This window comes from Paenirhizobium cremeum (genome assembly GCF_022884085.1).
Taxonomy (GTDB): Bacteria; Pseudomonadota; Alphaproteobacteria; order Rhizobiales; family Rhizobiaceae; genus Allorhizobium; species Allorhizobium cremeum.
Map to the genome: position 1 here is coordinate 309,048 of NZ_JAGGCS010000001.1, position 13,930 is coordinate 322,977.

General features: G+C 62.5%; 13 protein-coding genes. 6 read left to right on the plus strand and 7 right to left on the minus strand.

What is annotated here, in order from left to right:
* Positions 1 to 85: 85 nt before the first annotated feature.
* Both J5N58_RS01565 and J5N58_RS01570 read left to right on the plus strand, forming a co-directional pair.
* The gene (locus J5N58_RS01565; protein ID WP_112828251.1) at positions 86 to 1,369 is read left to right on the plus strand and encodes an SDR family oxidoreductase; all 1,284 of its coding nucleotides are present in this window, start codon (positions 86 to 88) and stop codon (positions 1,367 to 1,369) included.
* Complete coding sequence (locus J5N58_RS01570) at positions 1,369 to 1,848, plus strand: DUF2269 family protein (protein WP_113424933.1); 480 nt, start codon at positions 1,369 to 1,371, stop codon at positions 1,846 to 1,848. The genes J5N58_RS01565 and J5N58_RS01570 overlap by 1 nt, the downstream gene beginning before the upstream one ends.
* On the opposite strand, the gene J5N58_RS01575 is transcribed toward J5N58_RS01570, so the two are convergent.
* Positions 1,840 to 2,433 carry a LysE family translocator gene (locus tag J5N58_RS01575; protein ID WP_112828079.1) on the minus strand — a complete coding sequence of 198 codons (594 nt, stop codon included), beginning with the start codon at positions 2,431 to 2,433 and terminating at the stop codon, positions 1,840 to 1,842. The two genes, J5N58_RS01570 and J5N58_RS01575, sit on opposite strands and share 9 nt — an antisense overlap.
* 285 nt (positions 2,434 to 2,718) lie before the next feature.
* On the opposite strand from J5N58_RS01575, the gene J5N58_RS01580 reads away from it, so the two are divergent.
* Positions 2,719 to 3,564 carry an aldo/keto reductase gene (locus tag J5N58_RS01580; protein WP_112828078.1) on the plus strand — a complete coding sequence of 282 codons (846 nt, stop codon included), beginning with the start codon at positions 2,719 to 2,721 and terminating at the stop codon, positions 3,562 to 3,564.
* A 232-nt stretch (positions 3,565 to 3,796) separates the two neighbouring features.
* Positions 3,797 to 4,276, plus strand: a complete 480-nt coding sequence (locus tag J5N58_RS26015; protein WP_342345972.1) for a metalloregulator ArsR/SmtB family transcription factor — start codon at positions 3,797 to 3,799, stop codon at positions 4,274 to 4,276.
* A gap of 85 nt (positions 4,277 to 4,361) precedes the next feature.
* Here the strand turns inward: J5N58_RS26015 and ilvN are convergent, their stop codons facing one another.
* Positions 4,362 to 4,934, minus strand: coding sequence for an acetolactate synthase small subunit (gene ilvN, locus J5N58_RS01590; RefSeq protein WP_113443493.1), 573 nt, complete (start codon positions 4,932 to 4,934; stop codon positions 4,362 to 4,364).
* 22 nt (positions 4,935 to 4,956) lie between these two features.
* On the minus strand, positions 4,957 to 6,735 hold the full coding sequence (locus tag J5N58_RS01595) for an acetolactate synthase 3 large subunit (RefSeq protein ID WP_113443494.1): 1,779 nt from the start codon (positions 6,733 to 6,735) through the stop codon (positions 4,957 to 4,959).
* Between the two features lie 340 nt (positions 6,736 to 7,075).
* Here J5N58_RS01595 and J5N58_RS01600 point away from each other — a divergent pair, with 340 nt between their 5' ends.
* The gene (locus J5N58_RS01600) at positions 7,076 to 9,229 is read left to right on the plus strand and encodes an ATP-binding protein (protein WP_113443495.1); all 2,154 of its coding nucleotides are present in this window, start codon (positions 7,076 to 7,078) and stop codon (positions 9,227 to 9,229) included.
* Here the strand turns inward: J5N58_RS01600 and miaA are convergent.
* Positions 9,214 to 10,137, minus strand: coding sequence for a tRNA (adenosine(37)-N6)-dimethylallyltransferase MiaA (gene miaA / locus J5N58_RS01605; protein WP_244709342.1), 924 nt, complete (start codon positions 10,135 to 10,137; stop codon positions 9,214 to 9,216). The genes J5N58_RS01600 and miaA overlap by 16 nt on opposite strands.
* Between miaA and serB the strand changes: the two genes are divergently transcribed.
* Complete coding sequence (gene serB, locus J5N58_RS01610; protein ID WP_244709344.1) at positions 10,136 to 11,026, plus strand: phosphoserine phosphatase SerB; 891 nt, start codon at positions 10,136 to 10,138, stop codon at positions 11,024 to 11,026. The genes miaA and serB overlap by 2 nt on opposite strands.
* A 117-nt stretch (positions 11,027 to 11,143) precedes the next feature.
* Here serB and J5N58_RS01615 read toward each other — a convergent pair whose 3' ends face one another.
* From J5N58_RS01615 to hflC, 3 genes are all read right to left on the minus strand, one after another.
* Positions 11,144 to 12,721, minus strand: coding sequence for a Do family serine endopeptidase (locus J5N58_RS01615; protein ID WP_113424938.1), 1,578 nt, complete (start codon positions 12,719 to 12,721; stop codon positions 11,144 to 11,146).
* A 97-nt stretch (positions 12,722 to 12,818) separates the two neighbouring features.
* Positions 12,819 to 13,004: a DUF2065 domain-containing protein gene (locus J5N58_RS01620; RefSeq protein ID WP_112828070.1), complete on the minus strand. Its 186-nt coding sequence runs from the start codon at positions 13,002 to 13,004 to the stop codon at positions 12,819 to 12,821.
* A gap of 10 nt (positions 13,005 to 13,014) precedes the next feature.
* Complete coding sequence (gene hflC / locus J5N58_RS01625) at positions 13,015 to 13,929, minus strand: protease modulator HflC (protein ID WP_112828069.1); 915 nt, start codon at positions 13,927 to 13,929, stop codon at positions 13,015 to 13,017.
* Between the last annotated feature and the right edge of the window lies 1 nt (position 13,930).

Here is a 13,930-nt window from a genome sequence, read left to right on the forward strand (position 1 = left end):
TCGCAGTACGATTTCCCCGCACGCAACAACCCCAATGGGAAGAGCCGCCCCTGTCCTTTCGCAGCCCGTCGGCTATCCTCGCCCCATGGACATCCTGATTCTCGGCGGCAACGGCTTCATCGGCTTGGCGGTGGCACTTCGGCTTGAAGCCGAAGGACACCGTATCACCGCACTTGGACGATCTGTCGGCCGCGTCAACCGCCAGCATCCCAACATCCGATGGAAATCGGCGGATCTTGCACAGTTCGAAAACGCATCCGGCTGGCACGACCTCGTGCAGGGGCATCAGGTAATCGTCAATTGCGCCGGCGCCCTGCAGGACGGCCTTCGCGACGATCTGGCCGCCACTCAGGAAAGAGCCATGCTGGCGTTGTATCAAGCGGCGAACGAAGCCGGCGGCCGCAGGATCGTGCAGATTTCCGCCCGTGTCGAAGGCGCGGCGGGCAGCCTGCCCTTCCTCGCGACGAAAGCCCGGGCCGATCGTGCGCTTGCCGCCTCCGGCCTCGATCATGTCATCCTGCGCCCTGCCCTCGTCGTGGGACGAAACGCCCATGGCGGCACGGCGCTGGTGCGCGCGCTCGCCGCGCTGCCCCTCGTCCTGCCTCTCGTCCACGCCGCAAGCCCGGTCGAGACGGTCGCCCTCGACGACGTCGCCGAGGCGGTCGCCCTTGCAGTCGCTGGCAAGATTGAAAGCGGCAGCGATATCGATCTCGCCGCATCCGGCCAATTGTCGCTTGGCGAGGTCGTGGCTGCCCATCGTGCCTGGCTCGGCCTGCCAGCCACTCCAGTCATTAATCTGCCAGCCTGGATTGCCCGGCCAATCAGCCTCCTCGCCGATCTCGCCGGAAAACTGGGCTGGCGTTCGCCGCTGCGCTCCACGGCCATGACGGTCATGACAGAGGGCGTTCTCAGCGGTCCCGGCACCGGCGCGCCTTTTCCGCTGGCGTCGCTCGCTGAAACGCTCCGCCGCAATCCCGCAGGCGTGCAGGATCTCTGGTTCGCAAGGCTCTATCTGCTGAAAGCGCCGGCCATTCTCGCCCTGTCGTTCTTCTGGCTGTTGTCTGGCACGATACCGCTTTTCCGCCTCGATGCGGCCGCCGCACATTTCCTTCCCCTGTTGCCGCAGGGGATGGCAATCGCCGCAACGCTCGCAACCTGTCTGCTCGATATCGTCCTCGGCCTTGCCGTGCTCGTGCGGCCTTTTGCCCGATCCGCGCTTCTGGGCATGCTTGCCGTCACAATGGCCTATCTCGCCGCTGCCACGCTGGTGGAGCCCTCTCTCTGGCTCGATCCGCTCGGGCCGCTGGTCAAGGTCGTGCCATCCATATTCCTGACGCTGGCTGCGCTGGCCATTCTGGACGAACGTTGATGCCGGTCGAAGAACTGCTGCGCCTCGTCCATGTGATCGGTGCCACCGTCCTATTCGGCACAGGCGCCGGCATTGCCTTTTTCATGGTGATGGCGGTGAAAACGCAGGACGCACGGCTGATTGCCCATGTCGCCGGAACGGTCGTCATCGCCGATACGCTGTTTACCGCGACAGCGGTCATTCTGCAGCCCTTGACCGGCTATCTGCTGGCAAGAGCCATCGGCTGGCCCATGACGGAGGGATGGATCGTACTGTCGCTCGCCCTCTATGTGTTGACCGGCATATTCTGGCTGCCGGTCGTCTGGATCCAGATCAGGCTCAGAAATCTCGCCCGCGCCGCCGCCTCGGAGGGAACCACCCTGCCGCCGGTCTTTCAAAGGCTCTACCGGATCTGGTTCGCCTGCGGCTTTCCGGCCTTCTTCTCCGTCATTGGCATTCTCTGGCTGATGCTGACGAAACCGGACATTGCACTATTTTAGCATCGGCCACAGGCTTGCCACGAGCAGCACCGCCATGGTGATGTTGAACCATTTCAGCCGGACCGGCACCGACAGCCACTCCCGCAGCACCGAACCGAAACCCGCCCAGGTCGAAACGCTCGGCACGTTCACGGCAGCGAAAACCAGCCCGACGATCATGACGCTCCAGAAATAGTTTTCGGCATCAATATAGACCGACATCGCCGTCACCGCCATGACCCATGCCTTGGGGTTGACCCACTGGAAGGCGGCCGCGCCGAGAAAGGTCATCGGCCGCGCCGCCGTTTCGCCGTCGCTCAGCGTCCGCGACGTACCGATCTTCCAGGCGATATAGATGAGATAGAGCCCGCCCGCGATCTTGAGACCGGTATAAAGCAGCGGAATGGTCGCCAGCAGCGCTCCAAGCCCGAGCCCAACGCCGATCAGCAGCGAGAGAAAGCCGACGCCGATGCCGAGCATATGCGGGATGGTGCGCCGGAAGCCGAAGTTCACGCCGGAGGCAAACAGCATCATGTTGTTCGGTCCAGGAGTGATCGACGTGGCAAAGGCAAAGCCGACCAGAGCCGAAAGTGTCGCGGTATCCAAGATGAGCCTCCCGATCTGCCTGAAATGCCGGAGTGGGTTTCGCCCGGAAACCGCGAGGTTTCCCGCCCTTTCCTGCAAGAGGCGCCACCATAGTCACAGCCGGACTGGCCGGCCATCGAAGAATTGTCATCATGGCAATCCTCAAGGAGCGGCCGGCAGCGCCGACGACTTTCGCTCCCTTTGCCCGAAACGGCCCCCGCCACAACTGCCGTACCGGATGACGTCGGGATTGAAACGGGCGGCGGCAGCGCTAATCTGAAGGACGTGTTCACGAGAGGAGCTTCGATGCACGACCAGATTCCAACGGTAGTTCTTCCCTCCGGTCTCGACGTTCCGGCGCTCGGCCTCGGCACATGGAAGATGGGAGAAGCAAGGGCACGGGCGGCGGAGGAAATCGACAGCCTTCGGCTCGGGCTCGACCTCGGCATGACCCTCATCGACACGGCGGAGATGTATGGCGAAGGCGGAGCGGAAAAGGTGGTCGGCAAGGCGCTGGAGGACCGCCGCGACGAGGTCTTCCTCGTGAGCAAGGTCTATCCCTGGAACGCGGGCTACGAGAAGACCATCGCCGCCTGCCGGGCAAGCCTCGACAGGCTCGGAACCGACCGCCTCGATCTCTATCTGCTGCACTGGCGCGGCGAATACCCGCTCGCAGAAACCGTCGCCGCCTTCGAGCACCTGAAAAAGGAAGGCGCAATCGGTGCCTGGGGCGTGTCGAACTTCGACGTCGAGGACATGGAGGAACTGTTCTCCGTTCCCGATGGACGAAACTGCGCGGCCAATCAGGTTCTCTACAATCTCGGACGACGCGGCATCGAATACGATCTCCTGCCATGGTGCCAGCAGCGCGGCATTCCCGTCATGGCCTATTCGCCGATTGAACAGGGCCGCCTCGCTCATCATCCCGACCTGATCCGCATCGCCAAGACCTATCAGGCAACCCCGGCGCAGGTGGCGCTTGCCTTCCTGCTCGAACGCGACGGTGTGATCGCCATACCGAAATCCGCCAACCTGCGACGAGTGCAGGAAAACCGCGATGCGGTTGACCTGGAGATCAGCGACGAGGACTGGGCCGAACTCGATGCCGCCTTCCCGCCGCCCGACCGCAAGGTGCCACTGGCGATGCTTTAGGCGCCCCCAAACACACCCGGAAGCCAGCCGGTCGGCTCCCGCGAGCCTGCTTCTCGTTTCACCTTTGGCAGCGGGTCGACAGCCCATCCGCGACAGCAAGCGGGAGAGTGAATTTCTTATTTAGCTGGAAAACTAAATATCGGGTCGACATCGCTCTGGAATTTAGGAAATTCCCTAATTATGGAATTCTACACATCCAAGGACGCGACACCCATAAAAGACAGGCATCCCGGTGAAAAAGGAAACGAAGAAGAAGACCTCTGCCGGCAAGGCGGAAAGACAAGCCCATCAGGTCTTCCATGCGCTGGCCGCTCCCCCGCGTCGAACGATCCTCCGACACCTCGCCGCCTCCGGCCTGACGGCTGGCGAAATCGCCTCTCATTTCGATATGGCCAAGCCCTCCATATCGCAACACCTGAGCATTCTGGAAAATGCAGGGCTGATAACACGGGAAAAGCGGGGGCAGTATGTTCACTACGCCCTTGTGCCGGGCATTCTGGAAACTGTAATGAGAGGCTTTCTGCAGGATCTCGGCGTAGCCAATGTTGCGACAGCCGACAAGCCAGATAAACCCGGCAAAGCAGACATAGTCAAGGCAGACGGGGCAAAGAGCGGCGACACCGGAAAGGCGGCAAACAGCGCTTCGAAGCAGTCGGAAGCCGCTGCAGAACCGGCGGAAAAAACGCTCCCGACGCAGATGTCGATGTTCTGAGCACGCCACCTTACGGTCGGAAAACCATCAACGAAAACGGGCGGTCGAAGCCGCCCGCACTCGTTAACCCGAAAGCGAAAAACGATCACATGCCCTGAGAGCCGCGATTCATGGCAGCGATGCCGGTGCGGCAGATTTCGTTGAGGCCGAGCGGCTTCATGATCGCCACGAACTGGTCGATCTTCGAGGATTTTCCGGTGATCTCGAAGATGAAGTGCTCGACCGTCGCATCGACCACCTTGGCATGGAAGGCATCGGCAAGACGCAGCGTCTCCGCCCGCATCTCACCCGAGGACACCACCTTCACCAGCGCGACCTCGCGCTCGATCGGACGTTCCTGCCCGAGTTCGCGGGCACGAACCGTCAGATCGAGAACCCGATGCACCGGCACGATGCGTTCGAGCTGGGCCTTGATCTGCTCCAATACGCTCGGCGTACCGCGCGTCACGATGGTGATGCGCGACAGATGCGCCTCGTGCTCCGTCTCGGAAACCGTCAGGCTTTCGATGTTGTAGCCGCGACCGGAGAATAGGCCAATGACGCGGGCGAGAACGCCCGGTTCGTTGTCGACGAGAACCGATAGCGTGTGGCTCTCGATGGCTGCGGTTTCCTTGGCGATGAAATAGGCCGAGCCGGTGGGTTGAAGCTGTGCGTTCATGTCTCTGTTCCTGTCTCTCGCGTCAAACCAGCTGGCGGCCCTTGGCGTCGATCGCCGTCGCAACGGCTTCGTCGGTGGCTTCGTCCGGCAACAGCATCTCGTTATGCGCCTTGCCCGACGGGATCATCGGGAAGCAGTTGGCGAGATTGGCGACGCGGCAATCGAAGATCACCGGCTTCTTGACGTTAATCATCTCCATGATGGCATCGTCGAGTTCATCCGGCTTTTCGCAGCGCAGGCCGACGGCGCCATAGGCCTCGGCGAGCTTGACGAAATCAGGCATGGCCTCGGTGTAGGAGTTCGACAGGCGGTTGCCATGCAGGAGCTGTTGCCACTGGCGAACCATGCCCATGTACTGATTGTTCAGGATGAAGATCTTGACCGGCGCTTCATACTGGACCGCACAGGACATTTCCTGAATGCACATCTGGATCGAGGCATCGCCGGCAATGTCGATGACGAGGCTTTCCGGATGGGCGATCTGCACCCCGATCGCCGCCGGGAAGCCGTAGCCCATCGTGCCGAGACCGCCCGAGGTCATCCAGCGGTTCGGCTTCTCGAAGCCGAAGAACTGGGCGGCCCACATCTGGTGCTGACCGACCTCGGTGGTGATGTAGGTGTCGCGATCCTTCGTCAGGTGGTAGAGCCGCTCGATGGCGTATTGCGGCATGATGACATCCTTCGACGGCGTGTAGGCGAAGGAGCGGCGCGCCTTCCAGCGAGCGATGCTGTCCTTCCACTCCGCCGTCTGGGCAGCCTCGGGCTTCTTCGGCAAAGCCCGCCAGAGGCGAACCATGTCTTCCAGCACATGACCGACATCGCCGGTGATCGGAACATCGACGCGAACGTTCTTGTTGATCGAAGACGGATCGATATCGATATGGATCTTCTTCGAATTCGGCGAGAAGGCATTGAGCCTGCCGGTAATGCGGTCATCGAAGCGCGCGCCTATGCAGACCATGACGTCACAATCGTGCATGGCCATGTTGGCTTCGTAGGAACCGTGCATGCCGAGCATTCCGAGCCAGTTCTTGCCCGAGGCCGGATAGGCGCCGAGGCCCATCAGGGTGGAGGTGATCGGGAAATCGGTGAGTTCGACCAGTTCGCGCAGCAGCTTGGAGGCTTCCGGCCCGGAATTGACGACGCCGCCACCGGTGTAGAAGACCGGACGGCGCGCATGCGCCATCAGCTCGATAGCCGCGCGGATGGCGTTCTCGTCGCCCTGGACCTTCGGCTGGTAGCTCTTCTGCGCAACATGCGCGGAAGGAGGCGTATAGGTGCCGGTGGCGAACTGGACATCCTTTGGAACATCGACCAGAACCGGACCGGGACGGCCGCTTTGCGCAATGCGGAAGGCCTCGTGAATGACGCCGGCAAGCTCGTTGACGTCCTTGACCAGCCAGTTGTGCTTGGTGCAGGGACGCGTGATGCCGACGGTGTCGCATTCCTGGAAGGCGTCGGAACCGATCAGCGTCGTCGGAACCTGGCCCGAAATGCAGACGAGCGGGACCGAATCCATCAGCGCGTCCTGCAGCGGGGTAACCGCATTGGTGGCGCCGGGACCGGACGTCACGAGCAGGACGCCGACCTTGCCGGTGGAGCGGGCATAGCCTTCGGCGGCATGCCCTGCCCCTTGTTCATGGCGGACGAGAATGTGCTGGATCTCGTCCTGCTGAAAGATTTCGTCGTAGATCGGCAGCACGGCTCCGCCGGGATAGCCGAAGATATGTTCAACGCCGTTGTCCTTCAGCGCGCGCAGAACGATTTCCGCGCCGGTCATCTGATTGTCTTTACCCGTCATGCCTGTTTCCATCTGCCTGGGGATTTTTTTAAAGAGCCGTAGCCCGGTTCTGGCCATAAAAAAAGGCCCCTTTGAGGAGCCTGTCATCTAGCGCATGGGTGGCTGTCGCCGGATGGTTACACCATCCTGCCCATGCGCTTTCCCACCACAATAAGAGCCTGCGAATTTTTCATGAGGCGAGTGATAACATAAATCGGCCAAGCGTCAACGCATCAAATGTCAAAAACAGGCGTTAAATAAGACAGAAAAGATCGCGCTTCGGGAAAATCCGGCTTCTGTAATATACACAGCGTTAAGCCTCGGCGTTTATCCTGCCACTCCCGAGCAGGAGAGTTTCCTATTGCGTAACGACGATCTCAAGACATCCGGCCGGGCTGGCGAACAGGATCGCCGCGACCGTATGCACCCGGGCAACCGCATGCTCGGGCGCGTCGTGGCCTGCAACGGGTCGCGCGCAACCATCGCTGCAATCGCGGCGGAAGGGTCCACCGACCTCACGGAACTCTGGTCGGTTGGCCGCCTGATCTCGATCAGCGTCGGCGAAAACCGCGTCGTGGCGCTCGCCTACTCCATGCAGACCGGCTCCCGTGACTGGGGTGAGCAGGACGACAACTATTTCCTGATCGAGGTCGAGCTTCTGGGCGAGGTTCACAAGGGCCTCGACGGACAGGACGAATTCTCGACCGGCATCTCGCGCTATCCCTATCTCGGAGCGGTCGCCCATCGCATACGCGCCGCCGATCTCCTGCGCATCTATGACAGCCGCAAGGGCTCCTCCTGCGCCATCGGCAAGCTGACGCAGGACGAAAGCATCGATGCGACCATTCACATTCCATCCATGTTGTCGAAGCATTTCGCCGTCGTCGGCTCGACGGGCGTCGGCAAGTCGACGGCCGTTTCCCTGCTTCTTCGCAAGGCGATCGAAAGCGATCCGAAGCTGCGTGTGCTGATCCTCGATCCGCACAACGAATTCGCCGCCGCCTTCCCGGATCACGCGGTTGTCATCGACACGGACACGCTCGACCTGCCGTTCTGGCTGATGAAACTCGAGGAATTCGCCGAGGTTCTGTTCCGCGGCCGCCCGCCCGTGCCGGAAGAACTCGACATTTTGCGCGACCTCATGCCCGAGGCGAAGCGTGCCTTCCGCGGCAGCGAGTCCCCCCTGATGCGCCGCGCCTCGGACAAGAGCTCGATCACGGCCGACACGCCGGTTCCCTACCGCATGGCGGATCTTCTGGCCCTGATCGATGACCGCATCGGACGCCTGGAAGGCCGTGGCGACAAGCCCTTCCTGCGCTCGCTGAAGATGCGCATCATGTCGGCGATCAACGATCCGCGCTATCACTTCATGTTCTCCAACAATACGATCAGCGACACCATCATGGAGACCATCGCGGAGATCTTCCGTATTCCCGGAGACGACAGGCCGATCTGCACCTTCCAGCTTGCAGGCATCCCCTCGGAAGTGGTCAACTCGGTCGCCTCGGTTCTCTGCCGCATGGCCTTCGAGCTCGCCTTGTGGTCGAACGGTGCGATCCACATGCTGGTCGTGTGCGAGGAAGCGCATCGATACATTCCGGCCGATCCGAACCTCGGCTTCTTCCCCACCAGGCAGGCCATCGCCCGTATCGCCAAGGAAGGTCGAAAATACGGGGTTTCGCTCGGCATCATCACCCAGCGACCGGGCGAGCTCGACCAGACGATCCTTTCGCAGTGCTCCACCCTGTTCGCCATGCGTCTGACCAACGACCGCGACCAGGAGATTATCCGCTCGGCGATCCCGGATTCGTCGATCTCGACCACCAGCTTCATTTCGTCTATCGGCAACGGCGAAGCCATTGCCTTCGGCGAGGCGATCGCGGTGCCGATGCGCATGCGGTTTTCCCGCGTCGAAACGAACCGTTTGCCCAAGGCCAACGGCGCCAGTGCCAAGCATAGCGACGATAACCCCGATACGGTCGACCTGCGCTCCATCGTCAGCCGCATGCGTTCCATCGCAGCGCCCGATATCTCGGCTTTTCAGCAGAGCTTCGACGCCTCGTTCTCCGACAACGCACCGGAAAACACCGCTTTCGGCGCCGTCGAGGAATTTCGCCATATCGCAGAAGACGAGGACTTCGGGGCTGCGGCCCGCCTCGACGCGAACGCCTCTTTCGAGGAAATCCGCCAGGCCTTGCTGATGCCCTCGACGCAACAGCCGACCGTGGAGCCTCCCTCGCCCCGGCCGGTCGACCCCGCACCGGTCATAGAACCCTATCGGCCGGACATGCTGCCCGGCGGCAGGCCGCAGGCCGAGCGTCCCTTCCTTCACCGCGAGGACATGCCGCCCGGTCGCCTGCGGGAAGAAGATGAAACCGCTTCGTTCGCCGGCGCGCGACCGGCGGAACCCCATTCGCCGCCGTCCTTCGGCGGCGGGACGCTACGCCGCGAAGGCAGTTCGCTGCGCGAGAGCATTCTGAAAAAACCGCTCTCCAGCCTCTACCGCAAGGACTGAGCGGAAAAGACGGCCGGATCGATCCGCGTCCAGCTTTCGTCCATCTGGTTGCGGAACCATGTCATTTGCCGCTTGGCATATTGCCGGGTCGCGGCCGACGCCGTCTCGACGACCTCCGGCCTCGTAGTCTCGCCCCTCAGCATCGCCGCGATGTGCGAAACGCCGATCGCCTTCATTGCCGGCATGTCGGGAGAAAGCCCAAGCGCCAGAAGGGCTTCGACCTCCTCGACCGCACCCTCTTCGAACATGCGGGAGAAGCGCCGGTTGATCCGCTCATGCAGCACCGCCCTGTCGGGCAACACCACGAATTTGCGGGCGCGGGCGGGGTCGACCAGCATCGGACCGGCCTTGCCCTGGAAATCCGCGATCGAACGCCCGGTCGCCTCCAGCAATTCCAGCGCGCGCACGATCCGCTGCCCGTCCTGCGGGTTAAGGCGGCCCGCCACCGCGGGATCGCGCAGGGCGAGCTCGCGGTGAAGCGACTCCGCTCCCTCCGTGGACAATCGATTCCGCAGCGTTGCACGTATCTCCTCCGGCACGGCCGGCATGTCCGAAAGCCCGCCGGTCAGCGCTTTGAAATAGAGACCCGTCCCACCAACGATCACGGGCAATGCGGCACGATCCTTCAGCCGGGCCAGCAATGCGCCGGTTTCGCGCAGCCAGTCGCCGGTCGAATAGGCATCGCCGGGGGGCACATGCCCGTAGAGATGGTGAGGAACCCCTTCCATCTCTGCTTTCGACGGGCGGGCAGTCAGCACCCGCAGAACATCGTAGACCTGCATGCTGTCGGCATTGACCACGTGCCCGCCGAAACGCTTTGCGAAATCGAGCGCCAGGGCGGACTTGCCGCTGGCGGTCGGCCCGGTTATCAGGATCGCGTCGATATCTGTTCCAAGGTTCTCCATCATGGCCCTCGTTGCCACGCTTATTGCCAATCCGTCAAATCCCGTTCTCGTCCCCGCCGTTGCGGAAATGGCCGCGGAAGCCGTGAAGGCCTCCGGCCTCTACTGGCTCGCCGACGGGATTGCCTGCGATATCGCGCTAAAGGACGACACGGACGCCTCCGGGGCGACCGCCGCCATTCGCGCGGTTATCGACGGGCAGCCGGTGGATCTCGCCATTCAGGACGCCGACACCAGACGCAAGAAGTTCCTGATCGCCGACATGGACTCGACCATGATCGGCCAGGAATGTATCGACGAACTGGCCGCCGAGGTCGGCCTGAAGGAAAAGGTGTCGGCGATTACCGCGCGCGCGATGAACGGCGAAATCGCCTTCGAACCCGCCCTTCGCGAACGGGTCGCGCTGCTCAAGGGCTTGCCGGTCACCGTGATCGACGACGTGATCGCCAAGCGTATTACCCTGACATCCGGCGGACCGGAACTGATCGCCACGATGAAGGCGAAAGGTCACTACACCGCTCTGGTCTCCGGCGGGTTCACGGTCTTCACCGCGCGCATCGCCGCAGCCCTCGGCTTCCATGAGAACCGCGCCAACATCCTGATCGAGGCAGACGGCGCCCTTGTCGGCGAAGTCGTCGAGCCGATCCTCGGCAAGCAGGCCAAGGTTGACGCCCTGCTGGACATCAGCCGAAAGCTCGGCATTGATCCTTTCGACGCAATTGCCGTCGGCGACGGCGCCAACGATCTCGGCATGCTGGAACGCGCCGGATCGGGCGTGGCGCTCCATGCCAAGCCCGCCGTCGCAGCGCAGGCGAAGATCCGTATCGATCACGGCGACCTCACCGCGCTCCTCTACCTGCAGGGCTACCGAAAGACGGATTTCGTCACGCCCTGACGCAAGCCCGGCGGGCTTGACCGGAACAAACGGCCTCCGCGCGGATGCGCAGGAGGCCGTCTGAAGAACGAACGGATCGGCAAACGCCGCCCGCCATCGTCGAAAAACGAACGCACGCTATTCGAGCGGTACAGCCACAAGCCTGAGGTTGCCCTCGCCGTCGGCCACCATCAGATGCGCGCTACGGCGTCCCTCGCCCTTCAGCGCGGCCAACATATCGACGACATCCTTCGGCACCTGCACGAATTCCTGCGCCACCTCGACAATCACCTGTCCCACCTTCAGGCCTTTTCCCTCGGCCTGCGAACCCGGCAAGACCTTGGTGATAACGACGCCTTCGACACTTTCGGCGATGGAATAGGTTTTGCGGGCAGCGTCGTCCAGCTGCGCCAGTTCAACCCCGATGAGATCCTCGGACATCGGCCCGGAGACACTGCCTTGATCGGCGGGCGACTGCTGGTCTTCCTCGATCGTACCGTCGTCGTCGGGCGAGGGTTCGCCACCGTCGTCGGGCGGGGTGACGCTTTCGCCGTCGCCATCCGACGGCTCCTGCGACGGTTCATCGGCCTTGGCCTGCTGTTCGTCTTCGAGACGACCGAGCTTGACCCTCAGGGTCTCTTCCTTACCGTCGCGCAGGACAACGACATCCACATCCGCCCCGACGCTGCTCTCTGCAACGATGCGCACGAGATCGCGCGTGTCCGCCACCTTCTTGCCGTTGAACGCAACGATCACGTCGCCGACCTTGATCGGGCCGTTTTCGACCGGCCCGCCCTTGACGACGCCGCTGACGAGGGCGCCTCGGGCCTTGCCAACGATGCCGACGCTCTCGGCCACCTCGTCCGTCACCGGCTGGATGCGCACGCCGAGCCAGCCGCGCCGCGTCTCGCCGAACTCCATCAGCTGCTTGATGACATTTTCGGCAAGCTCCGTCGGAACCGCGAAACCGATACCGATGGACCCGCCGCTCGGCGAGATGATAGCCGTGTTGATGCCGATGACCTCGCCCTTCATGTTGAACAGCGGACCGCCGGAATTGCCCTTGTTGATCGCGGCATCGGTCTGGATGAAATTGTCGTAGGGGCCGGCATTGATGTTGCGGCCGCTGGCCGAGATGATGCCGACGGTGACCGAGCCGCCAAGGCCGAAGGGGTTGCCGATCGCCATGACCCAGTCGCCGATGCGCATGGTCCGCGAGTCACCGAATTTAACCGACTTGAGCGGGGCCGGCGGCTCCACCTTCAGCACGGAGAGATCGGTTTTCGTGTCGGTGCCGACCAGCTTGGCCTTGAGCTTGGAGCCATCGGGAAAGATGGCCTCGATATCGTCGGCGTTCTCGATCACGTGATTGTTGGTGACGATGAAGCCGCTCGGATCGATGACGAAGCCGGAGCCCAGCGAATTGACCTTGTTGTTGCCGCCGTCGCCGCCGCGATTCTTGAAGAAATCCTCGAAAAGCTCCTGGAAGGGAGAACCCTCCGGCAGCTTCGGCATCGGCACGTCCCGCTCCTCCTTCACGCTCTGCGAGGTGGAGATGTTGACGACCGCATCCAGCAGGCCTGCGGCGAGATCGGCAACGGATTCAGGCCCTTGCGCCAGCACGGGCCGCGGCGCGGCAAGGGCGCCGACGGCAAGGGCTGTCCCCACCAGGAATGCTGGAAGGAGAAGATGGCGCTTGCGGGCGTCGACGGTCATGAGGCTTCCTTTGCGGTTCGGAGATCGCTTTTTGGCGACAGCATAAGGCGGAATGATGAAAGGTTAAATCAATTTCAGGCGAGACCGGGGCGCCCCGTCATCCGCGAAGCAGCCACACAAGCCCCACTCCGCAGGCGATCGCGACAAGGCCGGAGAGACGCAACTGCCCCTCCGGAATATCCGGCAGCAAACGCGCCATTTTCACAAGCAAACGAGGGGCCAGTGCATAGACCAGCCCCTCGATGATGAGAAAGAACGCCACGCCCGTCAGAAAATCCGACATGGCGTGCCGGTCAGTTGTTGGCGGCAGGCGCCGGCGCTGGCGTGGCCGGAGCCGTCGTTCCGTTGAAATAACGGAAGAACTCGGAGTCGGGCGAAAGGACCATCGTCGTGCCGGTACTGGACAGCGCGCCGTTATAGGCCCGCATCGAACGATAGAACTCGAAGAAGTCCGGGTCACGCGAGAAGGCTTCGGCAAACACGCGGTTGCGTTCCGCATCGCCCTCGCCTCGCAGCACTTCCGAATCCCGCTGTGCTTCCGCCTGGATCTCGACGACCTGGCGGTCGGCGATTGCACGGCGCCGCTGGCCTTCCTCGTTACCGCGGGCGCGGATAAGTTCGGCTTCCGCCAGACGTTCGGCCTTCATGCGGTCGAAGGTCTGCTGGGAGACTTCCTGCGTCAGGTCGGTGCGGCGGATGCGCACGTCCTCGATGGTGATGCCGAGCGATTCGGCATCGGCCCGAAGATCGTCGCGAACCTCCTGCATCATCGAGGCGCGGGCATCCGAAAGCGCGGCCTCGAAGCCTCTCAGACCGTAGACCCGGCGCAACGAAGCATCGAGACGGGTGGTGAGGCGGGTTTCGGCGGCATCGCGGTCGCCAGAAACGGTCTCGCGGAAACGGCGGGCATCGGTGATCTTGTAGACCACGAAGGCATCGACCTCGTAGAACTTGCCGCCCGAGACCTGCACGCGGATATTGTCGAGATCGAAGCGGAGCGCCTGATCTTCCACATACTGGACACGGTCGGCATCGGCGAAGGCGAAGGGCAGCTTGAAGTAGAGGCCCGGCTCCTTGTAGACGGCCTGGATCTGGCCGAAGCGCACCACGATTGCCTGCTGCCGTTCGTTGACGACGAAGACCGACGAGTAGACGAGAAGCAGAAGGGCGGCAAAGCCGATCAGGATATAGGCAAGGCGATTGGACATG

Excerpts from the sequence above, each read along its gene's own strand:
- hflC (WP_112828069.1), bottom strand. The coding sequence starts at position 13,929 with ATGTCCAATCGCCTTGCCTATATCCTGATCGGCTTTGCCGCCCTTCTG.
- J5N58_RS01570 (WP_113424933.1), top strand. The coding sequence starts at position 1,369 with ATGCCGGTCGAAGAACTGCTGCGCCTCGTCCATGTGATCGGTGCCACC.
- J5N58_RS01595 (WP_113443494.1), bottom strand. The coding sequence starts at position 6,735 with ATGACGGGTAAAGACAATCAGATGACCGGCGCGGAAATCGTTCTGCGC.
- J5N58_RS01620 (WP_112828070.1), bottom strand. The coding sequence starts at position 13,004 with ATGTCGGATTTTCTGACGGGCGTGGCGTTCTTTCTCATCATCGAGGGG.
- serB (WP_244709344.1), top strand. The coding sequence starts at position 10,136 with ATGGCCCTCGTTGCCACGCTTATTGCCAATCCGTCAAATCCCGTTCTC.
- J5N58_RS01580 (WP_112828078.1), top strand. The coding sequence starts at position 2,719 with ATGCACGACCAGATTCCAACGGTAGTTCTTCCCTCCGGTCTCGACGTT.
- J5N58_RS01615 (WP_113424938.1), bottom strand. The coding sequence starts at position 12,721 with ATGACCGTCGACGCCCGCAAGCGCCATCTTCTCCTTCCAGCATTCCTG.
- miaA (WP_244709342.1), bottom strand. The coding sequence starts at position 10,137 with ATGATGGAGAACCTTGGAACAGATATCGACGCGATCCTGATAACCGGG.
- ilvN (WP_113443493.1), bottom strand. The coding sequence starts at position 4,934 with ATGAACGCACAGCTTCAACCCACCGGCTCGGCCTATTTCATCGCCAAG.
- J5N58_RS01565 (WP_112828251.1), top strand. The coding sequence starts at position 86 with ATGGACATCCTGATTCTCGGCGGCAACGGCTTCATCGGCTTGGCGGTG.